This is a genomic window from Vibrio sp. CK2-1 (genome assembly GCF_021726515.1).
Lineage (GTDB): Bacteria > Pseudomonadota > Gammaproteobacteria > Enterobacterales > Vibrionaceae > Vibrio.
Genome location: NZ_JAKKCJ010000002.1, coordinates 281172 through 307214, shown reverse-complemented (window position 1 = coordinate 307214; position 26043 = coordinate 281172). Strand labels below are relative to the sequence as shown.

Below are 26043 nucleotides of genomic sequence, written 5' to 3'. Positions count from 1 at the left end.
AATTAATAAATTGGGGCGCGGCTAATTCCGTGCCTTAAACAAAAGCTTAACCACTCACCAAGAAATTGGTTTACTTGGAACTTTTCGTCTTTTTGCATCATTTTTTTATTAGGATAATCATAACGCGCTTCTACCCGCGAAATCTGCTCACTAGCACACACTTCCGCAACTCTAGCATCATGATATAAGCGTACTTGCATGCGTGGCAGTGGAAATACTGGACGAGCATCACATTGACAAACATCCACTAACGTCGTGTAACGCGTAATCTCTTTTACTTCTAATTGATAAGCCATTTGCGAAACTTGATACGAACGCGTATCCCCTACCGTAGGATCAAACGGCAGTAAAGAATTCATTTTGGCATAATTGGTTTCATACACTCGCATTAAACCCGCCAAATCAACATGATACGCTTTTTGCAACTTTTGCATTAATAACCTTAGAAACCTTTTTCTTGAATATTTTTAGTCATCAAAACATTGAGATAGTTCATCGACTATAGCTGTCTTTACTCAGCCCAACGCTGTTTGAGCTTTTGATGATTTAACTCTAACCATAGTAGAGCAATGATAGTGGCACCATTTTCAATCACACCAGATTCGACCAGCTGATACGCTTGCTGACGACTCATTACATGTACTTGAATATCTTCATCTTCGTCATCTACCCCGTGAACACCAGACGCTAAACTGGCATCGACTTGGCCAATAAACACATCTAAAGTTTCAGAGCAGCCGCCAGACGAAGGGTAATAGTGGCTAATATGTTCCACTTCGCCAATTTCAATGCCCGCTTCTTCTTTGGCTTCACGTCGAACCACTTGATCGAGTGGCTCATCCTTATCATTGATACCGGCAATAATTTCTAACTGCCAGGGTGATGAGTGCTCTAGTGCGCCGACTCGAATTTGCTCGATTAATACCACTTGATCACGCTTAGCATCATAAGCTAGTAAAGCGGCGGCATGGCCTCGTTCAAACATTTCACGAACAACCGGCTGACTCCATCCACCAGCAAATAAACGATGCTTAAAGGTGTATTTCACTACTTTAAAAAAACCATTAAATACCGTTTTCTTACTCTCAATTTGAACGTCACTAGGCTGAAAAAGCGACTTAAATGGTTTAAAGTTCATAGTGAAACTCCTTTTTATCGGATCGATGATCTAATCACGATAGCAATCAATCAACAAGCGTTGTTATAAATTTATTTGATAAACATTGAGTTTTTTTTAATTTTCACTTATTTTATTATCCAACTGGATAGCAAATGGTAAAATAGTGTAAAAGTTTGCATAACATTCTAGCTACTTAGGTTACAATCTAAGCCATGTTGTCTATTAATTTTATAAGCGGGAAAAGAACCATGAAAAAACTGCTTCCACTTATCATTGGCCTGACTCTAGGTGGCGTTCACCTTGCACACGCTGATGATCTGGCAGAGATTTATAATCAAGCAAAAGAAAACGATCCTCAATTATTACGTTCAAAAGCTGACCGTGACGCCTCTTTTGAAGCGATCGAGTCAAGCCGCGGTGACCTTTTACCTCAAATTAATTTGACCGCGGGTTACAATATCAACCGTAATATTAATAACCACACTGGTTCACACTCTGTTTCTGGCCCTACTTTTGGTTCACCATCAGAAGAAAATGCTTTCACTGCGGGCATAGATTTCTCTCAAGAATTATACCGTCGTGACAGCTGGGTAAATTTAGATATTGCTGAGCAAAATGCTCGCCAACAAGATTCAGCTTACGCCGCAGAACAACAAGCAATGATTTTGCGTGTTTCTCAAGCCTACTTTGACGTACTGCAAGCTCAAGACAACCTAACCTTTATCCAAGCGGAGAAAAAAGCGGTAGGTCGTCAACTTGAACAAACTAAACAACGTTTTGAAGTTGGTCTATCTGCAATCACTGACGTACATGATGCGCAAGCACAATACGATAGCGTATTGGCGGATGAAATCTTGGCAAAAAATGATGTGACTAACAGCTATGAAGCGCTACGTGAAATCACGGGCCAAGATCATAAAGATCTAAGCGTGTTAGATACCAAACGTTTTGCTGCCAACGTACCGCAAACTAACCAAAATTCCTTGGTTGATGAAGCACAGCAAAAGAACCTTGATCTATTAACCGCTCGTATTGCGCAAGATATTGCTAAAAGCAACATTTCTTTAGCTCAATCTGGTTATACACCATCACTAACTCTTGATGGTGGTTATCAATATTCAGATATTGATGAACACAAAGACCACACGGCGGCAGGAAACTACACTAGCAACGACTACAACATTGGTATTAATTTAGTGGTTCCACTATACCAAGGTGGCTCAACCAACGCCGACGTGAAAACCGCACAATACCAATACGTATCAGCAAGTCAGCAACTAGAAGCGACTTACCGTAACGTAGTGAAAAATGTTCGTGCTTACTACAACAACATTAATGCTTCGATTGGCTCAATCCGTGCTTACGAGCAATCTGTGGTTTCCGCTAAGTCTGCTTTAGAAGCAACGGAAGCGGGTTATGAAGTGGGTACTCGTACTATCGTTGATGTATTAGATGCAACACGTCGTCTATATGATGCAAACCGTCAGCTTTCTGATGCACGTTACAGCTATGTAATCAGTGTACTTCAACTAAAACAAGCGGTGGGTACATTGAGCGAGCAAGATATCCTAGATATCAATGCCGGTCTTAAACGTCCATCATAATCTCTGATCTGACAACAATCAGAGCTTTTTGATTCTCGCTTAAATAAAAACGCCACTTCAATTGAAGTGGCGTTTTTGTATCTCTTTAGCTTGGTTATTCAAAGCAGAAAGGATTAACCTTTACCGCCTTTAATCGCATTGATGATCTCTGACGTTGAACAGCCATCTTCAAAGTTTAATACTTTGACTTCACCGCCAGCCGCAATCACTTCTTCACCACCAGCAATCTCTTCCGGCTTATAATCGCCGCCTTTAACAAGAATACTTGGTAGTACTTCTGAAATTAAGCGTTGTGGCGTATCTTCACTAAACGGTACTACCCAATCAACTGCACCCAGTCCGGCTAACACTGCCATACGGCGATCAGTAGGGTTCACCGGACGGCCAGGACCTTTAAGACGTTTCACTGACGCATCAGTATTAACTGCCACGATGAGCTTATCACCAAGCTCTGCAGCATTATTTAAATACGACACATGACCAGCATGCAAAATATCAAAGCAGCCGTTAGTCATCACTACTTTTTCACCGCGGGCACGGGCACGTTTGACCGCTTCAATTAAAGCAGACTCACTGATCACACCATAATCGGTATCTTTACTACCATGGATCGCTTCAGCTAATTCAATGGTTGATAGCGTTGAAGTACCTAGTTTACCAACCACAACACCTGCTGCTGCATTCGCTAATGCACAAGCTTCTTTTAAATCTTTACCAGCGGCAACCGAAGCGGCTAATACTGAAATGACCGTATCACCAGCACCTGTCACATCAAACACTTCTTGTGCTTGAGTTGGCAGGTGGAAAGGTTCTTCACCACGACGTAGTAGTGTCATGCCATGCTCACTACGAGTCACCAATAACGCTTCGAAATCAAACTTTTCAATCAGAGCTAAACCTTTTTCTACTAGCTCTTGTTCGTTCTTGGTTTTACCTACTACCAACTCAAACTCTGATAAGTTTGGCGTAAGTAGGGTTGCGCCACGGTAGCGTTCAAAGTCGGCACCTTTCGGGTCAATAAACACAGGAACATTAGCCGCTTTAGCTTGCTGAATCATGGTTTGCACATCGTCTAATGCGCCTTTACCATAATCAGATAGGATCAATGATTTCACTTGAGGTAGGTATTGTGCCATACGCTCTAGCATTGGTTTAGAATCAACATCTTCAAAGCTGTCTTCAAAATCTAAACGAATCAATTGCTGGCCACGGCTCATCACTCGTAGTTTAGTAATCGTCGGTAAATTCGGCACGGTGACAAAATCACAAGTAACATTAAGTGACGATAGCTTTTGATTTAACACTTGAGCGGGTTCATCTTCACCGGTTAAACCGACTAATTTTGCATTACCACCTAATGCCGCGATATTCATTGCAACGTTTGCTGCGCCACCCGGTCTTTCTTCATTATTTTCAATTTTAACTACCGGCACCGGTGCTTCAGGCGAAATACGACCTGTTGGGCCATACCAGTAACGGTCTAGCATCACATCACCAATGATCAATACACCAGATTGGGCGTAATCGGGCAAAATAGGTTTCATACTGTTCTCCGCATGCTTAATGGTCTTGTCTATTTATCTGCCATTAAGACAAAATTAACGTTGTTATGTCGATAATATCACAGGCTTATAAGCTTGTATTTAGTCGCCGAGATTAACAAACCAATGCTGCCAATGAGCAATCACACACTCTCTTTGTTCAATGAAAAAAGCATCATCAACATCTGCGTCTAAGTTTAGCAAGTTTCTACGGTGCGTCTCATCACGCAAGCAAGTATAAGCTTCCGTCAATTGCTCGCTGTCTTGCTTAGACATGAGCCCTTGTTCGGCGGCTTTTTCCAAAATACGCACATTATCCGACCATTGGGTTAAAGGCGAATGAACATGACTATGTTGCAGCACCAAATATTGCACTAAAAACTCAATATCGGTAATGCCGCCTTTATCTTGTTTAAGCATAAAACGCCCCGGCTTCTTAGCGCTTAAGTGTTCACGCATTTTCTCCCGCATATCGCTAACTTCTTGGCGGAGTTTTTCACCATCTCGCGATTGGGTAAGTACCTTATGTCGAATATGGCTAAAGCTTTCTGCTAATTGAGAATCGCCATAAATCATTCTAGCTCGCACGAGTGCTTGATGCTCCCAAGTCCAAGCTTGTTGTAATTGATACTCTTCAAAGGTTTCTGTGGCACAAGCCAGTAAACCAGAAGCGCCCGATGGACGTAAGCGAGTATCCATTTCATAGAGAATTCCTGATGGGGTTCTTACGGAAAAAATATGCACAATGCGTTGCGCCAACCTTAGGTAAAATTGGCGACCATCAATTTCTTTTTGCCCTGTGGTATAAACGTTGGTTGGGCAATCATGCAAAAACACCACATCGAGATCTGAGTTATACCCTAGCTCCCAACCACCTACTTTGCCATAACCGACCACCGCAAAGCCGCGGCCTTCTCTATCCGCTAAATGACTCGGCTCACCGTATTTTTCCGTCAGTTGTAGCCATGCCTGTTGCACCACCGCATCCACAATCGCTTCAGCCAAGTAAGTTAAGTGATCGCTTACTTTCATCACAGGAAGTACTCCTGCAATATCGGCGGCCGCAATCCGCAAAATACAAATCTGCTTAAATTGGCGCAGCGCTTCCATTTGCTGCTCCATATCATCTTCTGGAATGCGCGCTAGAAAATCTCGCAATTCAGAACGATATTGATGCAATTCAATCGGGTTATACAATTGCTGAGGGTCGATTAATTCATCGAGCAAAATTGGATAGCGGCCTAACTTTTCAGAAATCATCGGGCTTGCGGTACACAAGCGCACTAGTTGCTTTAACGCGCCGGGATGTTCTTCGAGTAACTCTAGATAGGTGGTTCGAGTCACGATTCGATTAAGTAGATGTAATACTCTCGCCAAACCAAACTGAGCATCTTTATGGGCAAAAACCGCCTCGAAGACTTTAGGCATTAAACGAACCAGTACTTCACGTCCGCGTGGACCTAGCGTCTTTTTGGCAAGATCTTGCTTAAAACGAACGATCACTTCAGATAAAGACGTCGCATGTTCCGAACCAACATCTTGCTGCAAAATGGTTTCTAAGACATCCGCTTCGCTGGCCATATCCCACATCTCAACAAAATGCGGTGCAACCGAATCTTCGGACTCTTCTTCCTCACCAATTAAATCAACAAAAACCTGATGAACATTCTGCATGTGTTGGAAGGTAGTTTGAATGAGTGAAGACCAATCAGGCATCGACATGGCAAAGGCTAAACGCTGCTGGTCTAGCTCATCATCTGGCAAGGTTTGGGTTTGCTTATCACCAATCGCTTGTAATAAGTTTTCGAGGCGACGTAGAAATAAATAAGATTCACGCAAGGTTTGCACTTCATGTGACTCAAGCAAGCCAAGCTCATCAATCGCGGTTAAGGTTTCCAGCAAACCTCGCCCTTGCAAACTCGGCTCTCGTCCACCACGAATTAATTGAAAAACTTGCACGATAAATTCAATTTCACGGATACCGCCTGCGCCAAGCTTAATGTTATTGCTCAAACCGCGGCGACGCACTTCAGCGCTGATCATCGACTTCATTCGGCGCAAAGATTGGATCGCACTAAAATCAATATAACGACGGAACACAAACGGTCTGAGCATCTGACGCAACTCTTGGTATTGTGGATACATTTCGCATCCCATAACGCGAGCTTTCACCATCGCATAACGTTCCCAATCACGTCCTTGCTCTTGGTAATAATCTTCTAGTGCAGCATAACTCATCACCAATGGACCACTTTCACCAAATGGGCGTAACCGCATGTCGACTCGATAACAAAATCCATCAAAGGTAGTCTGATCGAGCGCTTTGATCACACGTTGACCTAGGCGAGTAAAGAACTGGGCATTATCTAAGCTGCGACGCTTACCTTGAGTCTCGCCATTTTCTGGGTAGGTAAAAATCAAATCAATATCGGAAGAGAAGTTCAGCTCAGCACCGCCGAGTTTACCCATACCAATAATCAGCATAGGTTGGGCTTCTCCTTGCGCGTTGCACGGCGTTCCCCACTCTTCACAACATGCTTTATATTGCCATTGGTAGACTTCGACAATCATCGCCTCTGCCAACATAGACAAATGCTGTAGGCTCGTTTCCAAAGGCCATTGTTGCAAAAAATCACGCCAAGCAATGATCACCATTTCTTGACGACGGAATAACCGAAGCTGGTGTAAAAACTCGATTTCATTGGAACATTGCGATAAGCGTTGTTGCAACTCCTGACGATAATTCTCAGCACGTTTGTTTACTTTAAGGAGTTGAGGCAGCTGTTCAAGCAACGTCTCATCGCTCATTAGAGATTCAGTAATAAAGTCGCTTAGACCTAAAACAGTTTCGAGTTGCTGCTTTTCGTCTTGTGACCAATCTTCTAAGCTATTTGAATGACGCTCAAGCAATGTAGTGAATGCAGAATCAGAAAGGGCTTGTAGCGCAGCAGGCAAACTCATAGAAACTCCTTGTTTCATTAATAGACCATTATATTGGTCGTTTATCTTGTGCATGATAAAGTGCGGATAGTTTGTTTATCCCCAAGTGACTTGAGTATGTGCCCCAGCCACTTGGGTATATTCTACGTTAGAAATCAATTAATAAGGAAACACCATGGCTAAGGTGCATAACGGCTCCGATTTTAAACCAATGAGCTTAATGTCATTATTGCTTTCGTTTATCTCAGTCGGCATTGTCATTTATTTGCTCCTGTTTCCAGTCGATCAAGAAACTCGCCATACCTTATTAGGCATAGATACCGCTATTTGTGTTCTCTTTTTACTGCAACTGACGATTGATTGCTGCCGCTCGGCACACAAATTAGACTATTTGAAATCCCATTGGCTGGATATCGTTGCCAGTATTCCTACCATTGAAATTCTTCGCCTTGCTAGGATCTGGCATATTGTCAGAATGCTGTCTCTATTCCGCTATAGCAACTCTTTTATCAAGCAAGTTAAACAGAACCGTAAAGAAGCAACCTTAGCGACTATTTTCACTTTATTGATCATTTTAGTCTGCAGTGGCTCTATTTTTATGTTGATGTTTGAACGTGATGCGATTGATAGCAACATCCATACTGCCGGAGATGCCTTGTGGTGGAGTTTAGTCACTATATCTACAGTAGGTTATGGTGATCACTATCCTGTCACCGTTGGTGGCAAAGTACTGGCTACCGCAATGATTATCTGTGGTGTGGGGATATTCGGTATGATTTCTGGTTTGATCACATCAATTTTAACTTCGCCGGTAAAAACCGCAGCAGAAGATAATAATGCACTGCAACAATTGCTATCTCAGCAACAAGTCATACTCGATAAAATAGAACGCTTAGAGCAACAGTTACAGCAGAAGAATCGAGATAACTAGAATCGAAAGAACTAGCTTCGCTGACTTCAAATACTCAACCAGTAGAAATAACAAAGGGATCTTTCGATCCCTTTGTTCGTTATTAGACTTAATCAGCCATGAATTGGCGCCGATTAATTGTTTCGATGCCAATACGGTGCTGCTTCAATACAACGAGCACGCGTTTGCTCCATGGCGTGCAGAATCGACATTTCTTGACGTCTTATCCAACGCTCTAGCTGCTCTTGATCGGACTCTTCAAGCTCAGGCAATAATTGTTGTAACGGCTCTAGAGTCAATAAATCATCAACCCCTTCTAATAAGTCTACCCAAGGCAAACGAAATTGAGTACGCAACTCTAAATCGAACAAGTAGGCGAACGCCAATCCGGTAAACAAGTTACGTCTCAAGCGAGATTGTTGGTCGATATAGTCTTGCCGCGACAATTCACGCTCCACAGGGAAGGCTTCAATTAGCTCAGCCCAGCTGCGATCTAGCTGCTTCATCGCAAAAGGTTTAACGTCTTGCGCCATTTTTTCACGCGCTTTGTCGTCTAAAAATGGTTGCCAACCTTTCGATAAAATCCAACGACTTAAATCCAGCAACACGGCGGTATAACGTGCAGATTCAAATAACTTTAAAATCAAATCTGAACTAGGCAGGGCTTCTTTTTGTTCATTCAGTACCGCGACTAATTGCTTTTGGCAATCGAGCTTACGTAGGGTATAGCCTTTATCTTCGGTTAAATCCTCTAAATACTGCGAGGTTTTCAACCAAGATAACTCTTCTTCTAACCATTTAAACTCTTGGCGCAATAATGCACTGGCACGACGAGGAATGATCCCACCATAAACCGTAAACAGCTGACGAATAAAGTGGATGGCGTAGTCTATTTGCTCTAACGCCTCTACCGTTTGTTGCTCGCAGTAGATTTGTTCATGGTAGTGCCAATGCGACAAACCATGCTCTAATGATTGAACGAAACATTCTTCGACACTGAATTTAGGGTCGGTTTCAATTAAAGCGAAATCTAACACCGGATCGGATACATAGTTTTGTGCTAACCGATAGCCGCGTGCCGCTTTACTTAAATTACCTAAACGCATGCCACCTTGATCAGACAAAATACGCGCTAAAGTAAATAAGGATTCGGTTTGCCCAGATTTCAGTTCTAACTCTACTTCACAAATAGGCGATTGTTGCTCACCGGCTACTACCACACCTTGATCGAAAGCCACTTCTATTTGGCTTCCATCTGGCATGCTCAATAACCATTGCTCTCGCTCAAAATTAGTCGCAAAAAGTGGGACGACTTGATCTTGTAAGACTGACACTTCTCGACCTGCTGGCCAAATATCATCAGGGTGAAGTAAAAGGTTTGGCTCATTACTGGAATGCTCAGCATTGTACTCGGGACGCTGATGCAAGCCTGCAACGACTCGGCCAGAGGTTTTAACGGTTTGAACATACACGCCATCGCTTTGACGGATTCGCAAACCGATATCATGGTCACGTAACCAAGAATCGGCGGTATCAAAATAAGTATTGCCAAGCTCTTTGCGGCTATGCTGAAGGACTTTCGTCTCGGCAATTTTTTGCTTTAAAATATCGGAGAAATCAGGTGAAACAAAAAACTTAAGTTCTATCTCGGTTTCCATAATGATACCTATTGTTAATTACCCAGAAAGGATATTGCGGAATTGAGTAGTGAGCAAGAGGGAAATATAAATCACAATAATATGATCTGCAGATTACATGATCTAAAATAGTATGAATGCTTTTCAGATTAAGTTAACATGCGCGACTTTATAGCACAGTCCAGTATTTGAGCTAAAGTTAAGCCAAATGTCCAATGGGTTATATTTTTTTGTAGGTTGAATAACCATGCCAGTAAATACGATAATGGGGTTATTTGCAAAGTCCCCTATTAAGCCTTTGCAAGAACATGTTGTTTGTGTAAATGAATGCTGTTCACATCTAATCCCTTTCTTTGAAACTTGCGCCAAAGGCGACTGGGAAGAAGCGAATAACATTCGTGAAAACATCTCTCGTCTAGAGCGTGAAGCTGACGTATTGAAGCGTGAGATCCGTCTCAAACTTCCACGTGGTCTTTTCATGCCGGTAGATCGTACCGACATGCTTGAACTCCTCACTCAACAAGACAAACTTGCTAACCTTGCTAAAGATATCGCGGGCCGAGTCATTGGCCGTCAGTTAGAGATCCCAACGCAAATGCAAGAAGCTTTTCTAGCTTATGTCTCTCGCTGCCTTGACGCCGCAGGTCAGGCACAAGAAGTAATTCACGAATTGGATGAACTACTTGAAACAGGCTTTAAAGGTCGCGAAGTCACTTTAGTTGCTGAAATGATTCACCAATTAGATGAAATTGAAGATGACACTGACACGATGCAAATTGCACTTCGTCAGCAGTTAATGGCGATTGAATCTAAATACAACCCAATCGATATTGTATTCCTATACAAGATCCTTGAATGGGTTGGTGGTATTGCCGATCAAGCACAACGTGTAGGTGCTCGCTTGGAAGTCATGCTGTCTCGTTCTTAACGTTCGACACAGCTACAATAAACAAAACAGTAAAAAATAACTGATGCGGTAAGTGCAGGGTGTGATTCCCTGCGCCAAACTTACCCGAATTGTTATCTCAAAAACTAGGTATTACGATGGATATCCTCGCAAACTACGGCACTATTTTAATTTTAGTTGCAGCGTTCTTTGGTTTCCTAATGGCTGTTGGTATTGGTGCAAATGATGTTGCCAATGCAATGGGTACTTCTGTTGGCTCTAAAGCTCTAACAGTAAAGCAAGCAATTGTTATTGCTATGATTTTCGAGTTTGCTGGTGCTTACCTAGCAGGCGGTGAAGTAACTGACACCATTCGTAAAGGGGTGATTGATACCTCATACTACGTATCCCAACCAGACGTATTGGTATACGGTATGATGTCGGCATTACTTGCAGCGGGTACATGGTTGCTTTTAGCTTCATACATGGGCTGGCCGGTATCGACTACGCACTCAATTATCGGTGCAATCATTGGTTTTGCTTGTGTTTCAGTAGGTACTGAAGGTGTCGACTGGCACTCAGTACAAGGCATCGTGGGGAGTTGGATTGTCACGCCCTTTATCGCAGGTATATTTGCCTACGGCATATTTGTCAGTGCACAACGGCTAATTTTCGACACTGAAAACCCTGTTCACAATGCGAAGCGTTTTGTACCGGTTTACATGTTTATTACCACTATGGTGATCGCTTTAGTTACCATCAAGAAAGGCTTAAAGCACATTGGTCTACATCTAACTCATGGTGAAGCTTGGATGTACTCAGCGTTGGTTTCTGCTCTTGTCATGGTATGCGGTTACATCTATATCAATAGAAAGTTTGCCAACCAAAAAGAAGATCACAGCTTTGCCGGTGTTGAGAGCATCTTTAGCGTATTAATGGTTATCACTGCGTGTGCGATGGCATTTGCCCATGGTTCAAACGATGTCGCTAATGCGATCGGTCCACTATCTGCTGTCGTATCTACCGTTGAGCACATGGGTCAGTTAACCGCTAAAAGTGCCATTGCATGGTGGATTCTTCCTCTAGGCGGTATTGGTATCGTAGTCGGTCTTGCAACTATGGGTCACAAAGTAATGGCAACTGTTGGTACTGGTATTACCGAACTGACTCCTAGCCGTGGTTTTGCAGCTCAACTTGCAACCGCAACTACCGTAGTATTGGCATCAGGTACTGGCTTGCCTATCTCAACCACACAAACCTTAGTTGGTGCGGTATTGGGTGTGGGTTTTGCTCGTGGTATCGCAGCATTGAACCTAGGTGTAGTACGTAATATCGTGGCATCTTGGATCATTACTCTACCAGCAGGTGCCGTGCTTTCGATTGTATTCTTCTACGCAATTCAAGGCGTCTTTGCATAATACAATCCAGCGATTGTCGTAAGGCATTCTGTCATAGCTATGTCATAATTTTTACGACAAGGTAAAAAGAGGGAGCGAAAGCTCCCTCTTTTGTTGCACCTCAAGCTGAAACTTCTTACTATTCGATAAGCTTATCGTTTATATCCGCACGGTGATGGGGATAGTAAAGGTACCTGTTTCTTGGACAGGCTAATGAACCGGCCAATTGCTGTTCATCTCCTTTAGATTTATATCAATGAAAAAGCTTTATTCCACTTGAAAGCTTTATACCAAATTAAAAGGGACAAAATGTGAAAAAGCTTCTTTGCTTAGTATTATTGGCATGTTTTTTTGCTCCAATGACATACGCACGTGACTTCTACATTTCAGACCAACTTTTTACTTATGTGCATTCAGGCCCAAGTAATGACTACCGTATTATTGGTAGTGTTGATGCCGGTGAAGTGATTAAAGTATTAGGTCGCAACAACTCAACGAAATTTACGCAAATCTTAGACAGCAAAGGTCGTAAAGGCTGGATTGAGAGCAAGTATGTGACTCAAGATGTCAGCATGGCTGTTCGCATGCCTAAACTTGAAAAAGAATTGGCAACGGTAAAAGAGCAATTAAGCAAAGCTCGTGAAACGTCGGACACTGAAAAAGCAGGTCTAGTCAGTTCTTTAGAGTTAAGCAAAAAGCAAATTACCGATCTAGAAACGAACTACCGTGAAATCAATCAGCAGCTTGCTGACTCTCAAGAAGAAGTTCGCGCGTTACGAGCAAGAATTGACACTCAAAAAGATGACTTACTACTTCGTTACTTCATGTATGGCGGTGGCGTTGCAGGTCTAGGTCTATTGTTTGGTTTAATTTTGCCACACATTATTCCACGCCGTAAGAAAAACCCGGGTGGTTGGGCTTAAACCTCAGTTATCGTTATTATATAAAAAAGTGCGCCTCACTGAGGCGCACTTTTTGTATCTATCACTTTAACTTTGTATCGGCGTATCGGCTAAATTACTTAATCTCTGAATCGCCTTCCATTTGCGCGTTATCGACAATATGGTTTTCGCCAATATCTTTAGGAAGTACTAGGTTAAGAATAATCGCCACGATACCGCATAAGCTAACACCTTGTAGGCTAAACTCTCCAATACCGAACGCCATTCCACCAATACCAAAGACCAATGTCACCGCCACAATCACTAGGTTACGTGACTTATGTAAATCAACTTGGTTTTTAATCAAGGTATTCAAACCAACGACAGCAATCGAACCGAATAGTAAGATCATAATGCCGCCCATCACTGGAACCGGAATGGTTTGCAATACTGCGCCTAGCTTACCAACAAACGCCAATACTAGAGCTGTCACCGCCGCCCATGTCATGATCACAGGATTAAACGCCTTGGTGAGCATTACCGCTCCAGTCACCTCTGAGTAGGTGGTATTGGGTGGTGCGCCAAACATAGCTGCCGCCATAGTTGCGACCCCATCACCCGTCATAGTGCGATGTAAGCCTGGCTTTTTCAGGTAGTTTTTGCCGGTCACATTAGAGATCGCCAGAATATCACCTACGTGCTCAACCGCTGGCGCAATCGCCACCGGGATCATAAATAACACCGCATTGATATTAAACTCTGGGAAAGTAAAGTTAGGAACCGCAAGCCATGCCGCTTGTTGAACAGGTGAAAAGTCCACTACGCCGAAGAATAAACTCACGATATAACCAGAAACGATACCGCCAAGAATCGGCACTAGTTTAAAGAAGCCCTTACCCATCACGCTTAAAATAATGGTCACAATCAAAGAAATCGCAGAAATCCATAATGCAGCATCATGAGCGACAATTTGAATACCACCATCACCACTTTTACCTAGCGCCATATTAACGGCCGCAGGAGCCAGTCCTAGACCGATAACCATGATCACAGGGCCAACGACCACCGGTGGTAATAACTTGTGGATGAAGCCACTGCCACGCACTTTAATCACGGCACCTAATATCACATACACGGCACCTGCGGTCATCAAACCACCTAGGGTACTAGCAACACCCCATGCTTGGATGCCATACATAATAGGAGCAATGAAAGCGAAAGAAGAGGCAAGAAAAATGGGAACGCTTCGCTTGGTGATCACTTGGAAGATAAGAGTACCGATACCGGCACCGAATAACGCGACACTAGGATCTAACCCAGTTAAAAGAGGAACTAAAACCAGTGCACCAAATGCTACGAATAACATTTGGGCACCTTGTAAAATCTGAAACATAACACCCTACCTGCTTTATCCTGATAAAAAACCGCAGGGATTCTACCATTAAAAAGAGCAATATTTTTTAATGGTAGCGTCTATTTCGAAAATTACTTAACTTGATTAGGTTACTTAAATGGGTTTGCTGTGATTGGAGCGATGAAGAACTTTAAGTTCCAATCTGGTGCATAAGCGATGGAATCATCATCCCAACGATTTATATCCAACTTATCTGGATCAGAGTGCATCACGTAATATTGTATTTCCGCACCCCAACGTACCGGCATTGGGCCAATTTTAAATAAACCAATATAACCTAGACCAATTGGCACATTAAAACGATCTTTGCCTTCTTTTTTCCAATCGATGGTGATATCTGGCGTCATACCGATCATGCCCGTTTCACTGACTTTATAGTTAATAAAGTACTGGATATCCGATTGGCTGGTATCAGCGCGATCACTATTGCCACCAACACTCCACCATTGCTGAGCTAAGATCCCTAGGTTCCAACTATCTAGGCTGGTCACATCGCCGTGATCGGCACCGAGTTTCGCCACTAATGCTGCCGGACCAACTTGCCATTTATCTTGGCCAAGCGTTTCATCGGTTGCAGTAGGAGCAATCACAGTTGGACCAACCCCCCAAATTAAACCATCATCACGGTTAGGTGCCACAAGAGACATGAAAACCGTATCACCCAGACCATGAGTACGATCATCCATAAACATGCTATCTAGATCTGGTTCAAGATTACCGGAACCCGGGGAACTGAATTGTTCAAGTACCACACGGTTTACCAAGTTATAGTCGCCGCCCATGATAGGTACAGGCATAACAGGTTGAAAGCTCAGGCGGTTTTTCATTTCATGATGACCATCTTCTGCTTTTAATGCAGTGTAGTCATTTTGTACGATTAGCATCCAAATATCTGACACTGGGTTCGCCGACTTTTTAGCCGCTTCAGCCATCGATAGTTGCTTTTGTGGGGCATTGGTTGAAATCTGAGTATCAACCGATTTTACATCCTTGTTTTGTTCTGGTCCTTCATTAGCAACCGCTAAGCTACTAAGCGTCACACCCATTACCATCATAAGTAAAGAGGCTAACTTTTTAACCTGAAACATAACTTTTTTCACTTCTAAAATTTGCAATAAAACGGCCGCAAATTTTAGTGGCTGTTGGTATTTTAGACAACTCAGTAAAAGTGAAAGCTATCTTTACCACTTTCGCTATATATTTTGTTTTTGATCCGTGGCCTATCCTTGCCACTCATACAAGGCTGGAATTTGCAGTTGTTGATTATCAAACGTCACAATCAAACTACCGGGTAAAATCAAATCCAACTTAACCAATTTATTAATCACCCATTCGCCTTCATGCACATTATTGCCATTCACTTTAATCCAACGGCTTTGAGATTTAGAAGAGTACATGTGAGTTTCAAAATTCATTTTTGGTAAGCGGCCTCGATAGTCACTTTCATGCCCTACCAAATTAATGGCATCTTGCGGTTTAGTAGGCGTCACGGTGGTTTTCGCTTGAGGTTTACTTTGAGCGGGATGCTTTTCTAGTGCCGATTGAAAACGCTGAGCAAGCTCTGGTGATAAACCTGAAAGATCAAGATCATCGACATTCCAATCTTGCTTTGAGCCATGACTAACATTAACTTGATCCGTCTTAATACGTCGACCTTCTGATGGCGCATTATTTCGACTCACGGTAGTGGTCGGTTTTGGCTTTACTGGTAAAGGTTTAGCGACCGCTTTAGGTAATACCGCTAATCCGGTGAGTTCAGGATAAGGTAACAACTTGGCCAATGGCTCACTTGATTCATTTGGCTCAAGCCTAGTCGCTTGTTGTTGATTTTTTGAAGCATCAGTAGCTTCAAGCTGAGAGGATGTATTCTCTGTCTGATTGAAATGCAAATAAGCCATTACTGCCAATATCGCAATAATAGGTAACACAGCAAATACCCCAACCAACCACCAGCGCGTGGTTTTGCTGGCATTAACGCGAGCTGGGGAGGATAAATGAGGCTGTGATATTTGCGCTTGATAAGCTTGCTCTGATTGTTGAAGCGCTTTCATGACTTCAGACATTACTTATCCTCCGTGGCTAACGGTAAGATATTATCAACCACACTGGGCGCTTTATTATTAACGTAGCTATCAAGCAGCATCAGTGTTCTTTTACCTGCGATACCATCAACATTAATGCCTTGCCACATTTGAAAGGCTTCCACTTTATTTTTCACACTTTGGTCAAACTGACGACGCTCTTTCAGTGGCTCACCTAGTACTTGAGATAATAGATTATTCAGTTTCGTCACTTCTGGCCCTTCAGAATTTAACTTCAAGGTTTGATCGGCCAGTTCACTATGCCACAACAACTGATACTCTCCGCTCCAATGTTGTTTCAGCCATTCGGTTGGAACTTCAATTCTTTTCTCAGCGAGTAGTAATTGCGCCTTGTCATCAGATAATTTATATAAAATGGCAAAATAAGAATGGTATTGATCTTGTAGTGTCAACATGGCTGGGCGATTAATCACCGCCAGATCATTTAAAGTACCGGAATCTTGGTAACAGTATAAATTCGCGCGCTCAGCTTGTTGGCAATTGGCTTCATCATTCGCCACCTTATATCCCCATAAAGCCATTAATGTTTTCATCGCGGCAATGGGGTTATAACTTTGGCGAATCAGCGGCTCAACCAACTCGGCGACATTGTCGTTTTTAGAACTGCTGTTTTGAGAAATGCTACTTTGAGATGATAAATCATTGCTACCTTGAGCATCTAAAGGCTGAGCTAAATTGTCAGCTCGATCCACCTGTGGTGAGACTGGCGCGGTAACTGACTCTAGCTTAGCACTCTCAAATTTTTCATTGGCCATCCAACCCGGTAACCAAAACCACGCTGCCGCCGCTAACAAACACCCCACCGACAAACTTGCGATATACGCTAGCCAAGGTTGAGATTGATTGGCCGATTCGGTTCTACCATTTAACGCAGGATTAGAACGGCCAATTGGACGCTGAAAGCTCATCACATCTTCACACGCTTTTTCCGCGTTAGACAAAGAAATATGAGCTTCACCACTGTAGTAGGCATACAGCATGCACTTATCACACACTAGGTTGATTAAACGAGGCACACCTTGAGTTTGCTTGGCTATCAGCTTAACCGCTTTGGCCGTAAAAATGTCATATTGCCCACCCGCTACTTGCAAGCGAAATTGAATATATTGCGAGACTTCATCGGTAGTTAAAGGCAGTAGGTGATAACGCCCAGTGATACGTTGCGCAAGTTGACGCAACTCTTCGGTTTGCAGCTTATATTGCAGCTCAGGCTGACCAATCAATAGCACTCTAAGTAGCTTTTGGCTTTCGGTTTCTAAGTTGGTCAATAAGCGTAATTGCTCCAACACATCGGCTGATAAGTGCTGCGCTTCATCAATCAGCAGTAGTGTTTTGATGCCCTTACCATGATTGTCTAGTAAGTATTGGTAGATCGCTTGGGTGAGTTGCTTAAGGCTGGCTGATTCTTGGTATCCAATAGAAAACTCATCACAAATTGCTTCTAACAAATCTGTACTGGTATAGGTTGGATTCAACAATAGTCCGGTTTTAACATTCGACTCTAATACTGAAAGCAACGCTTTAGAAACGGTGGTTTTTCCCGTGCCAACTTCACCGGTGAGCAAGGCAAAACCGCCCCCGCCACCTAAACCCGCTTGCAAGTGATTCATGGCTTCACGGTGACGCGCACTCAGAAATATATAACGAGAGCTAGGAACAATCGTAAACGGCAGTTCTGATAAACCAAAAAAATCCTTGTACATGTACACTCTCAAACCAGAAAAGAAAAGCTATCGATAGCTAAAATCAGATGCCCTAAAGTACACCAATCAAGGCTAAATTTATACTTACTGACCGCTTCATCGTGGCGAAGTTCTAGTTTATTGCTAAAATGCCGATCAATATGACGGTAAATAAGGAATTCAGGTGGAAATTTATCTGGTAGGTGGTGCGGTGCGTGACCGACTTCTTGGCATTCCAAGTTACGATAAAGATTGGATGGTGGTTGGTAGCAGTCCACAAGAAATGTTGGCACAAGGCTTTCGTGCGGTTGGGCAAGATTTCCCAGTATTTCTTCACCCTAAAACGCAAGAAGAATACGCACTGGCTCGTACCGAACGCAAATCGGGGCAAGGTTATACTGGATTCGAATGCCATTACGCACCCGATGTAACCCTAGAAGAGGATTTGGCCCGCCGCGATCTAACCATTAATGCCATAGCACAAAGCCCAGATGGTACATTGCACGATCCTTACCACGGCGAAAAAGATCTACAAGCTCGAATACTACGTCATGTCTCCCCCGCCTTTAGCGAAGATCCATTGCGTGTGTTACGTGTTGCACGGTTTGCCGCTAAATTACACCCCTTTGGCTTTACCATCGCCCCTGAAACCATGCTGTTAATGCAGCAAATTGTGGATTCTGGAGAATTACAATATTTGACGGCTGAGCGCGTGTGGCAAGAATGGCAAAAATCATTAAACACCGACTCTCCACAGGTTTTTCTAGAAACCTTAAAACAATGTGGCGCACTGGCCGTGATTTTACCGGAAATCGATGCATTATTTGGCGTCCCGCAACCTGAGCGTTGGCACCCTGAAATTGATACTGGCATTCACACTTTAATGGTCGCTAAACAAGCCGCGCAATTAAGTTCTGATATTGCGGTACGATTTGCCGCGCAAGTGCATGATCTAGGTAAAGCCGTCACTCCTGAATCAGAATGGCCAAGCCATAAAATGCATTGCCATTCTGGCCTAAAACTGATCAAACAACTTTGCCAACGCTTAACGGTTCCTAATGAATGCCGCGATTTAGCACTATTGGTTTGCCAGCATCATTCTAATATTCATCGCACCATGGAACTCAAAGCCTCAACGGTACTCAAATTGCTCAACCAGCTTGATGCTTGGCGCAAACCACAACGCTTTGAACAAGTCTTATTATGCTGTCAGGCCGATCATCAAGGACGCTTAGGATTGGAGTCACAACCCTATCCACAAAAAAAACGCATGTTAGATTATTACCGCGCAGCAGTAAGCATTGATGTTCAAGCGATTATCTCCCAAGGCTTTGCTGGGCAAGCTATCCGAGAGGAATTAGATAAGCAAAGAACAGCGGCCATTCAGGCGGTAAAACTGCTCAAATAATCCCCTGTATTATCTATGGGAATCATCGTACAATGCGGCCAATTTTTGCATTACCACATTAATAAACGTAGTCCGGTAAGTGATTTTACCAGCAACACTATCTAACTAGGGATACACACTTCCAATGACCATTTTTGATTCCATTATCCTCGGAATAATCGAAGGTATTACTGAGTTTTTACCTATTTCATCGACTGGACACATGATTGTTGTCGGTGATTGGTTAGGCATTGCCAATACCGATACCAACCAAGCTTTTGAAGTGATTATTCAAGTAGCCGCCATTTTGGCCGTTATCGCTAACTATAAAGAAAAGTTTCATCCTAGATTCTTTGATCTTTGGGTAAAAGTTGCGGTGGCTTTCTTACCTATCGGTATCATTGGCTTTCTAATGAGTGATGTGGTGAAAGCGTTGTTTAGTGTCACGGTAGTGGGAGTAATGTTTATCGTCGGCGGGATTATTTTCATCGCAGTAGAAAAATATTACCAAGAAGAATCCTGCCCAACCACCGATGTCAATGACGTCACTATGAAGCAAGCGATGTGGATTGGTTTCGCGCAGATATTTGCTTTGATTCCAGGTACTAGCCGCGCAGGCTCCACCATTATTGGTGCCATGCTTGTCGGGTTGAATCGTAAAACTTGTGCTGAGTTTTCATTCCTACTAGGCTTACCGGTTTTAGCCGCAGCATCAGGTTATGATTTATTAAAGCACTACCAAGACTTCACTACCGCTGACTTTACTAACCTTGCAGTTGGTTTTGTGACAGCCTTCATTGTGGCTTACTTTGTCATTAAGTGGTTTATCAGCTTCTTAGCTAAGTTCACCTTTGTCGGGTTTGGTATCTACCGCATTCTATTTGGCATGTTATTACTTGGCATGGCTTGGGGTTAATCAAACCTACCGACAGGTTCAAATATAATAAAATGGGCGTGATACGGTTAAGTATCACTCCCATTTTGTCTCTATTTCACCTAAAAATGGGTCTTGTTATCTAAAATTAAACGGAACCGCTTGAAGACTACCTTTCGGCGTAAAACTATCCCATAGCTGGCGAATAGTTCGGCCATCATTGGGTACGCTCAAATCTGGGCATAATTCATATAACGGCTGCAACACAAACTCATAATTAAAAATATCGGCTCTTGGCAAGATCGGCTTAACCGTTGAAGCCATGTTTCCATACAACAAAATATCCAGATCTAACGTTCGGTCTTGGAATTTTTTCGCTTCAACCTCGCGGCCCCACCTCAACTCAATATCTCTAAGCTTGATTTGCAATTCAGACAAACTTAATGAAGTTTCCAACTCAAACACTAGGTTATAAAAAGCATGACTATCAAAACCAACTGGCTGACATTGATAAACCGTAGAAGCTCTTAATTCTCCAAGCAAGCTAAGCTCTTCAAAAGCGGCCTTTACATGCTTTTGTGGTTCGAGATTACTGCCTACTCCAATATAACTGAGCGTCACATTTGGCCTCGTTCAATAATCACGCCTACGCCTTTCGCTTGTGGCACGGCACCGGGTTTAATTAAATGAATTTTCACCCAAGGCACTGCAAAGGTTGTCATGATAAGTTCTGCTACTTCTTCAGCGACTCGCTCAACTAGTTGAAAGTGACCATTCTCAATATGATTTAATACCGCTTGGCTCACTTGAGCGTAATCTAATGCATCATTAACATCATCACTTTTGCCAGCCGGACGGTTGTCATGAGCCATTTCGATATTGAGAACCAATTTTTGTTTAATATCTTGCTCCCAATCATAAGCGCCAATCGTGGTAATCACTTCTAATTGCTCAATAAATACTTTGTCCAAGGCCATGCTGCTTCCTTTTAATAAATTAGATTCTTTTTTATAAAAATTAATATGATTGAATTTCTAAGATTACGACTCATCGGATACCCAAGTGAGATAAAAACACGTAATATGCGCAAAATATACTACAAATTCCCAACTGCACACTACCGCCTAGGAAGACTATGAGCATTCTGGCACTTATATTGATCATTCTCGCCTACTTACTCGGGTCAATTTCGAGTGCGGTGCTGATCTGTCGAATGTGCAAATTGCCAGACCCACGTCTTCAAGGTTCAAAAAACCCGGGCGCAACCAATGTATTGCGTGTCGGCGGCAAATGGGCTGCGCTTGGTGTGCTGCTGTGTGATATTTTGAAGGGCATGCTTCCGGTTTGGGGAAGTTACTACCTAGGTATCGAGCCACTGATTCTTGGTTTTATCGGGGTTGCCGCCTGTTTAGGCCATATCTATCCAATCTTCTTCCACTTTAAAGGTGGTAAAGGCGTTGCCACCGCGGTGGGGACTATGGCACCAATTGGTTTTGATTTAACCGGCATGGTGATGGCGACATGGCTTATCACATTCTTCTTTAGTCGCTATTCATCGCTTGCCGCTATTGTCACATCACTACTTGCACCGTTCTATACTTGGTTAGTCAAGCCGCAATACACCATTCCAGTGGCTATGCTCTCTTGCCTAATCATCTTTAGACACTACCAAAACATTAAACGCTTGATTGATGGTAGTGAGCCTAAGATGGATAAAAAGAAATTATCTTCCAAATAAAAAACGGCAACCTAGGCTGCCGTTTGTTCATCGTATTCTCACCAAAATTTATTCAATCGGCTTTAGCTGATCAATAGGCCAACGCGGTTGAGCTTGAACAGAAAGATCGGTCATCTCACCATTACGTAAACGCTGCATCCCCGCATAAGCAATCATCGCACCATTATCGGTACAAAATTCAGTACGAGGATAATACACCGCGCCACCGACTTTCTGTGCCAGTGCTTCTAACGAAATTCTTAGCTGCTTGTTAGCACTTACTCCGCCTGCAATCACGATACGCTTTAGTCCGGTTTGCTCTAGTGCACGACGACACTTAATCACTAAGGTGTCACATACCGCTTCTTGGAAAGCATAAGCAATATCCGCGCGAGTTTGGTCATCGTTATCATTAGCTGCAATGGTATTGGCCGCAAAAGTTTTTAAACCAGAGAAACTAAAATCAAGCCCCGGGCGATCTGTCATTGGACGCGGAAACTTAAAGCGACCTTTGGTGCCATTTTCAGCCAAACGAGATAGCAAAGGACCACCAGGATAATCCAAGCCCATCAACTTAGCGGTTTTATCAAATGCTTCACCTGCAGCGTCATCAATCGATTCACCTAAAATTTGGTACTCACCAATCGCTTTGACTTCCACCATCATGGTGTGGCCGCCTGAAACTAGCAAAGCGACAAACGGGAACTCAGGTGGATTATCTTCTAACATCGGCGCTAACAGATGCCCTTCCATATGATGCACTGGCACCGCAGGAACATTCCACGCATAAGCAAGGCTACGGCCAATCGTTGCGCCAACCAATAATGCGCCGACTAAGCCCGGACCAGCAGTATAAGCAACTCCATCAATATCTTTTGATGTTAAGCCCGCTTCTTTCAGAGCCGCTTTAATCAATGGAATGGTTTTCTTTACATGATCACGAGAGGCCAGTTCAGGCACTACACCACCATAGTCGGCATGTAATTTCACTTGGCTGTATAATTGATGAGACAATAACCCTTGCTCTTCATCATAAATCGCAATGCCGGTTTCATCACATGAGGTTTCAATACCTAAAATTCGCATAGTTATCCCTGTACTTCTTGGTACATCGGTTGATTTTTCTAGAATTGAGCGTAATCTTACCGCCTCGGAAAAAATTTAACCAGATCTTCCCTTGATAATGCTTTACAAATGGGTAGCGATCGGATTAAAATTCCGCACCATTTTTGATCTAGCTGATTAATGTCTGGGCTAACAATTGAACAGACTCAAAGATCAGCATTAATGAATAACCCCTGAGGTGAAAGGCATATGCCAGTAGTTAAAGTACGTGATAACGAACCGTTTGACGTTGCATTACGTCGTTTCAAGCGCTCTTGCGAAAAAGCAGGTGTTCTTTCTGAAGTGCGTCGTCGTGAGCATTACGAAAAACCAACAACTGTACGTAAACGCGCTAAAGCAGCAGCTCAAAAGCGTCACGCTAAGAAGCTAGCTCGCGAAAACGCACGTCGCGTTCGCTTGTACTAATAACTTAACTTCCATAAGGACTTAAGTTATGGCTCTAATTGAACAACTCAAAGAAGAGCAAAAATTAGCGATGAAAGCCAAGGACAAATTGCGCCTTGGCACTATCCGTTTAGCTTTATCAGCCATTAAGCAACGTGAAGTCGACGAAAGAATTACACTTTCGGATGATGACATTCTTTCTGTGTTGACTAAAATGGTTAAACAACGTCGCGACTCTGTTACGCAATATGAAGCTGCAAATCGTCAAGATCTTGCAGATGCTGAAAAAGCAGAAATTACCGTTCTAGAGGAATTTATGCCTCAACCGCTTACCGATGAAGAAGTAGCTGCCTTAATTGATAAAGCAATTACTGAATCAGGTGCCGCGGGCATGCAAGACATGGGGAACGTAATGGGGGTATTAAAACCTCTACTTCAAGGCCGTGCAGACATGGGTAAAGTAAGTGGCTTAGTTCGTTCTAAGTTAGCTTAATTTCCCCAGCTTAAATTAAATCAAGCCGTGCACTTCTTTGGAGTTGCACGGCTTGTTTGTATTTATAAACACGACAATCGAAAGCTCGTGACTCGTATCTCGATAGCTCTATCGAAACCCGATCAGCGTAGCGCCCTAGACTCGTAAATCGGATTTTATTCTTTATGGCAGGACACATCCCACGTAGTTTTATTGATGACCTTCTTGCTCGAGTTGATATTGTCGATCTTGTTGATCCACGCGTCAAACTCAAGAAACAAGGTAAGAACTACGGCGCATGTTGCCCGTTTCATAATGAAAAATCCCCTTCTTTTATCGTTACCCCTGATCGTCAGACCTATCACTGCTTTGGCTGTGGTGTACACGGCAATGCGATTGATTTCATGATGGAGTACGAACGTCTTGAGTTCGTAGAAGCGATTGAAGAATTAGCTGGAATGCTGGGCCTTGATGTTCCTCGTGAGCAACGCGGCGGTGGCAACTTCCAAAATAATGCCCCACGCGCTAACGCGGAGCAAAAACGTAATTTATACGATTTACTGGGAAGTATTAGTCAATATTATCGGTCTCAGTTAAAAGTTGCCGCCAATAAACCGGCGATTGAATACCTTAAAAATCGCGGATTATCCGGCGAGATAGTACAGAAGTTTGGCATCGGTTATGTCCCAGACGAATGGGATAATGTGCGTAAAAACTTTGGCCAACAAAAAGCCGTACAGGATATGTTGGTTGAAGGCGGTATGCTGATTGAAAACGATAAAGGCAATCGCTATGACCGTTTTCGTGGTCGTATCATGTTCCCGATTCGCGATCGTCGTGGACGAGTGATTGGTTTTGGTGGCCGTGTACTCGGTGATGAAAAGCCTAAATATTTAAACTCACCAGAAACCCCAGTTTTCCATAAAGGTAAAGAGCTATACGGCTTATACGATGTCCTGCAAAGCCATCGTGAACCTGCACAAATTTTAGTGGTCGAAGGCTATATGGATGTGGTGGCCTTAGCGCAATATGGCGTGGATTACTCGGTTGCTGCACTAGGGACTTCAACCTCTGGCGATCACATGCAAATGCTATTTCGCCAAACCGGTACGGTGGTCTGTTGTTATGATGGCGACCGCGCCGGCCGAGAAGCTGCGTGGCGCGCTATGGAGAATGCTCTACCGTACTTAACGGATGGTCGACAATTAAAATTTATGTTCTTACCCGATGGTGAAGATCCAGATTCTTACATTCGTGAATATGGTAAAGAGCAATTTGAGCAACAGGTATTCCATGCGACCTCTTTGTCTGAGTTTTTATTCTCGACCTTGATGCAACAAGTGGATACCAGCAGCAATGAAGGTAAAGCAAAATTAACCTCATTGGTGGTGCCATTAATAGAAAAAGTGCCAGGTGGGACATTGCGTCTATACTTGAGGGACTTATTAGGTAAGAAGCTCGGGTTATTGGATGAACGTCAACTACAGCAATTAATTGCTAAAGACAGTCAACCAACAACGACTCCCCAACCTCATAAAGAAATAAAACGCACCCCGATGCGAGTGGTTATCGCATTACTTTTGCAAAAACCCAGCTATGCTGAATTGGCACCAAATTTAGACACAATTCGCCATATAGACTTACCAGGTTTAAGTTTATTATTAAATGTACTTGATATTTGTCGAGAAAATCCCCATATCAAGTCTGCCCAGTTAATGGAATACTGGCGAGATCAACAAAATGAAGCATTATTATCGCGCTTAATGAATTGGGATATCCCCCTCAATGATGATAATGAACAAGATGTATTTTTAGATACATTGGATAAAATACTTGCCCAATGTATTGAAAAACAAATTGAAGCTTTGCAAGCGAAAGAAAGAAGCTCCGGCTTATCAGTCGAGGAAAAACGGGAGTTGCAAGATCTTATTCTTCAACGTCCTTAGTTCAGCAACGCCCTAAGAAAATGT

At 43.0% G+C, this 26043-nt stretch carries 23 protein-coding genes; 11 read left to right on the top strand and 12 right to left on the bottom strand.

The features are described 5' to 3' along the window. Positions 1–2 precede the first annotated feature (2 nt). Together L3V25_RS06280 and nudF are read right to left on the bottom strand one after the other, a co-directional pair. Positions 3–434 (bottom strand): DUF1249 family protein, encoded by a 432-nt coding sequence (locus L3V25_RS06280; protein ID WP_237294594.1) that lies wholly within the window; start codon positions 432–434, stop codon positions 3–5. Positions 435–511: 77 nt separating this feature from the next. Next, complete coding sequence (nudF, locus tag L3V25_RS06275) at positions 512–1138, bottom strand: ADP-ribose diphosphatase (protein ID WP_237294593.1); 627 nt, start codon at positions 1136–1138, stop codon at positions 512–514. A 230-nt stretch (positions 1139–1368) separates the two neighbouring features. On the opposite strand from nudF, the gene tolC reads away from it, so the two are divergent. Beyond that, positions 1369–2724, top strand: coding sequence for an outer membrane channel protein TolC (tolC, locus tag L3V25_RS06270; RefSeq protein ID WP_237294592.1), 1356 nt, complete (start codon positions 1369–1371; stop codon positions 2722–2724). Positions 2725–2837: 113 nt separating this feature from the next. Here tolC and hldE read toward each other — a convergent pair whose 3' ends face one another. Beyond that, complete coding sequence (hldE, locus tag L3V25_RS06265) at positions 2838–4268, bottom strand: bifunctional D-glycero-beta-D-manno-heptose-7-phosphate kinase/D-glycero-beta-D-manno-heptose 1-phosphate adenylyltransferase HldE (protein ID WP_237294591.1); 1431 nt, start codon at positions 4266–4268, stop codon at positions 2838–2840. Positions 4269–4367: 99 nt separating this feature from the next. Continuing rightward, on the bottom strand, positions 4368–7226 hold the full coding sequence (gene glnE / locus L3V25_RS06260) for a bifunctional [glutamate--ammonia ligase]-adenylyl-L-tyrosine phosphorylase/[glutamate--ammonia-ligase] adenylyltransferase (protein WP_237294590.1): 2859 nt from the start codon (positions 7224–7226) through the stop codon (positions 4368–4370). A gap of 154 nt (positions 7227–7380) precedes the next feature. Here glnE and L3V25_RS06255 point away from each other — a divergent pair, with 154 nt between their 5' ends. Further along, on the top strand, positions 7381–8136 hold the full coding sequence (locus L3V25_RS06255; RefSeq protein WP_237294589.1) for an ion transporter: 756 nt from the start codon (positions 7381–7383) through the stop codon (positions 8134–8136). 113 nt (positions 8137–8249) lie between these two features. Here the strand turns inward: L3V25_RS06255 and L3V25_RS06250 are convergent, their stop codons facing one another. Further along, positions 8250–9773 carry an inorganic triphosphatase gene (locus tag L3V25_RS06250; RefSeq protein WP_237294588.1) on the bottom strand — a complete coding sequence of 508 codons (1524 nt, stop codon included), beginning with the start codon at positions 9771–9773 and terminating at the stop codon, positions 8250–8252. 226 nt (positions 9774–9999) lie between these two features. On the opposite strand from L3V25_RS06250, the gene L3V25_RS06245 reads away from it, so the two are divergent. The 3 genes from L3V25_RS06245 to L3V25_RS06235 all read left to right on the top strand — a co-directional run bounded on the left by L3V25_RS06245 (position 10000) and on the right by L3V25_RS06235 (position 12958). Next, positions 10000–10680 carry a TIGR00153 family protein gene (locus L3V25_RS06245; protein WP_237294587.1) on the top strand — a complete coding sequence of 227 codons (681 nt, stop codon included), beginning with the start codon at positions 10000–10002 and terminating at the stop codon, positions 10678–10680. 116 nt (positions 10681–10796) lie between these two features. After that, positions 10797–12056 (top strand): inorganic phosphate transporter, encoded by a 1260-nt coding sequence (locus tag L3V25_RS06240; protein ID WP_237294586.1) that lies wholly within the window; start codon positions 10797–10799, stop codon positions 12054–12056. A gap of 290 nt (positions 12057–12346) precedes the next feature. Further along, positions 12347–12958 (top strand): TIGR04211 family SH3 domain-containing protein, encoded by a 612-nt coding sequence (locus L3V25_RS06235; RefSeq protein WP_237294585.1) that lies wholly within the window; start codon positions 12347–12349, stop codon positions 12956–12958. 94 nt (positions 12959–13052) lie between these two features. Here the strand turns inward: L3V25_RS06235 and L3V25_RS06230 are convergent, their stop codons facing one another. The 4 genes from L3V25_RS06230 to L3V25_RS06215 form a co-directional block, all read right to left on the bottom strand. Further along, the gene (locus L3V25_RS06230; RefSeq protein ID WP_237294584.1) at positions 13053–14309 is read right to left on the bottom strand and encodes a uracil-xanthine permease family protein; all 1257 of its coding nucleotides are present in this window, start codon (positions 14307–14309) and stop codon (positions 13053–13055) included. A gap of 110 nt (positions 14310–14419) precedes the next feature. Continuing rightward, the gene (locus L3V25_RS06225; protein ID WP_237294583.1) at positions 14420–15418 is read right to left on the bottom strand and encodes a hypothetical protein; all 999 of its coding nucleotides are present in this window, start codon (positions 15416–15418) and stop codon (positions 14420–14422) included. 132 nt (positions 15419–15550) lie between these two features. Continuing rightward, positions 15551–16393 carry a general secretion pathway protein GspB gene (locus L3V25_RS06220; RefSeq protein WP_237294582.1) on the bottom strand — a complete coding sequence of 281 codons (843 nt, stop codon included), beginning with the start codon at positions 16391–16393 and terminating at the stop codon, positions 15551–15553. Continuing rightward, positions 16393–18135 (bottom strand): AAA family ATPase, encoded by a 1743-nt coding sequence (locus L3V25_RS06215; protein ID WP_237294581.1) that lies wholly within the window; start codon positions 18133–18135, stop codon positions 16393–16395. The genes L3V25_RS06220 and L3V25_RS06215 overlap by 1 nt, the downstream gene beginning before the upstream one ends. Positions 18136–18298: 163 nt before the next feature. Here L3V25_RS06215 and L3V25_RS06210 point away from each other — a divergent pair, with 163 nt between their 5' ends. Both L3V25_RS06210 and L3V25_RS06205 read left to right on the top strand, forming a co-directional pair. After that, positions 18299–19522, top strand: a complete 1224-nt coding sequence (locus L3V25_RS06210; protein WP_237294580.1) for a multifunctional CCA addition/repair protein — start codon at positions 18299–18301, stop codon at positions 19520–19522. Between the two features lie 124 nt (positions 19523–19646). Continuing rightward, positions 19647–20417 (top strand): undecaprenyl-diphosphate phosphatase, encoded by a 771-nt coding sequence (locus L3V25_RS06205; protein WP_237294579.1) that lies wholly within the window; start codon positions 19647–19649, stop codon positions 20415–20417. Between the two features lie 96 nt (positions 20418–20513). Here L3V25_RS06205 and folK read toward each other — a convergent pair whose 3' ends face one another. Further along, positions 20514–20996 carry a 2-amino-4-hydroxy-6-hydroxymethyldihydropteridine diphosphokinase gene (gene folK, locus L3V25_RS06200; protein WP_237294578.1) on the bottom strand — a complete coding sequence of 161 codons (483 nt, stop codon included), beginning with the start codon at positions 20994–20996 and terminating at the stop codon, positions 20514–20516. Continuing rightward, positions 20993–21352, bottom strand: a complete 360-nt coding sequence (gene folB / locus L3V25_RS06195) for a dihydroneopterin aldolase (RefSeq protein WP_027697810.1) — start codon at positions 21350–21352, stop codon at positions 20993–20995. Before folB ends, folK begins: the two co-directional genes overlap by 4 nt. 158 nt (positions 21353–21510) lie before the next feature. On the opposite strand from folB, the gene plsY reads away from it, so the two are divergent. Next, the gene (gene plsY / locus L3V25_RS06190) at positions 21511–22113 is read left to right on the top strand and encodes a glycerol-3-phosphate 1-O-acyltransferase PlsY (RefSeq protein WP_027697811.1); all 603 of its coding nucleotides are present in this window, start codon (positions 21511–21513) and stop codon (positions 22111–22113) included. A 48-nt stretch (positions 22114–22161) separates the two neighbouring features. Here plsY and tsaD read toward each other — a convergent pair whose 3' ends face one another. After that, positions 22162–23178 (bottom strand): tRNA (adenosine(37)-N6)-threonylcarbamoyltransferase complex transferase subunit TsaD, encoded by a 1017-nt coding sequence (tsaD, locus tag L3V25_RS06185; protein WP_237294577.1) that lies wholly within the window; start codon positions 23176–23178, stop codon positions 22162–22164. Positions 23179–23406: 228 nt separating this feature from the next. Here tsaD and rpsU point away from each other — a divergent pair, with 228 nt between their 5' ends. From rpsU to dnaG, 3 genes are all read left to right on the top strand, one after another. Continuing rightward, positions 23407–23622: a 30S ribosomal protein S21 gene (gene rpsU, locus L3V25_RS06180; RefSeq protein WP_017024921.1), complete on the top strand. Its 216-nt coding sequence runs from the start codon at positions 23407–23409 to the stop codon at positions 23620–23622. Positions 23623–23650: 28 nt separating this feature from the next. Further along, a complete protein-coding gene (locus L3V25_RS06175) occupies positions 23651–24094 on the top strand; it encodes a GatB/YqeY domain-containing protein (RefSeq protein WP_237294576.1) in 444 nt (147 codons plus the stop codon). 164 nt (positions 24095–24258) lie between these two features. Next, positions 24259–26019: a DNA primase gene (dnaG, locus tag L3V25_RS06170; protein WP_237294575.1), complete on the top strand. Its 1761-nt coding sequence runs from the start codon at positions 24259–24261 to the stop codon at positions 26017–26019. Positions 26020–26043: the final 24 nt, after the last annotated feature.

Bases quoted from the DNA above. Each gene is read 5' to 3' on its own strand.
- L3V25_RS06230 (WP_237294584.1), bottom strand. From the start codon at position 14,309: ATGTTTCAGATTTTACAAGGTGCCCAAATGTTATTCGTAGCATTTGGT.
- L3V25_RS06245 (WP_237294587.1), top strand. From the start codon at position 10,000: ATGCCAGTAAATACGATAATGGGGTTATTTGCAAAGTCCCCTATTAAG.
- L3V25_RS06240 (WP_237294586.1), top strand. From the start codon at position 10,797: ATGGATATCCTCGCAAACTACGGCACTATTTTAATTTTAGTTGCAGCG.
- tsaD (WP_237294577.1), bottom strand. From the start codon at position 23,178: ATGCGAATTTTAGGTATTGAAACCTCATGTGATGAAACCGGCATTGCG.
- L3V25_RS06215 (WP_237294581.1), bottom strand. From the start codon at position 18,135: ATGTACAAGGATTTTTTTGGTTTATCAGAACTGCCGTTTACGATTGTT.
- folB (WP_027697810.1), bottom strand. From the start codon at position 21,352: ATGGCCTTGGACAAAGTATTTATTGAGCAATTAGAAGTGATTACCACG.
- L3V25_RS06205 (WP_237294579.1), top strand. From the start codon at position 19,647: ATGACCATTTTTGATTCCATTATCCTCGGAATAATCGAAGGTATTACT.
- nudF (WP_237294593.1), bottom strand. From the start codon at position 1,138: ATGAACTTTAAACCATTTAAGTCGCTTTTTCAGCCTAGTGACGTTCAA.
- L3V25_RS06280 (WP_237294594.1), bottom strand. From the start codon at position 434: ATGCAAAAGTTGCAAAAAGCGTATCATGTTGATTTGGCGGGTTTAATG.
- L3V25_RS06220 (WP_237294582.1), bottom strand. From the start codon at position 16,393: ATGTCTGAAGTCATGAAAGCGCTTCAACAATCAGAGCAAGCTTATCAA.
- glnE (WP_237294590.1), bottom strand. From the start codon at position 7,226: ATGAGTTTGCCTGCTGCGCTACAAGCCCTTTCTGATTCTGCATTCACT.
- rpsU (WP_017024921.1), top strand. From the start codon at position 23,407: ATGCCAGTAGTTAAAGTACGTGATAACGAACCGTTTGACGTTGCATTA.
- L3V25_RS06225 (WP_237294583.1), bottom strand. From the start codon at position 15,418: ATGTTTCAGGTTAAAAAGTTAGCCTCTTTACTTATGATGGTAATGGGT.
- L3V25_RS06250 (WP_237294588.1), bottom strand. From the start codon at position 9,773: ATGGAAACCGAGATAGAACTTAAGTTTTTTGTTTCACCTGATTTCTCC.
- L3V25_RS06255 (WP_237294589.1), top strand. From the start codon at position 7,381: ATGGCTAAGGTGCATAACGGCTCCGATTTTAAACCAATGAGCTTAATG.
- tolC (WP_237294592.1), top strand. From the start codon at position 1,369: ATGAAAAAACTGCTTCCACTTATCATTGGCCTGACTCTAGGTGGCGTT.
- plsY (WP_027697811.1), top strand. From the start codon at position 21,511: ATGAGCATTCTGGCACTTATATTGATCATTCTCGCCTACTTACTCGGG.
- dnaG (WP_237294575.1), top strand. From the start codon at position 24,259: ATGGCAGGACACATCCCACGTAGTTTTATTGATGACCTTCTTGCTCGA.
- hldE (WP_237294591.1), bottom strand. From the start codon at position 4,268: ATGAAACCTATTTTGCCCGATTACGCCCAATCTGGTGTATTGATCATT.
- L3V25_RS06175 (WP_237294576.1), top strand. From the start codon at position 23,651: ATGGCTCTAATTGAACAACTCAAAGAAGAGCAAAAATTAGCGATGAAA.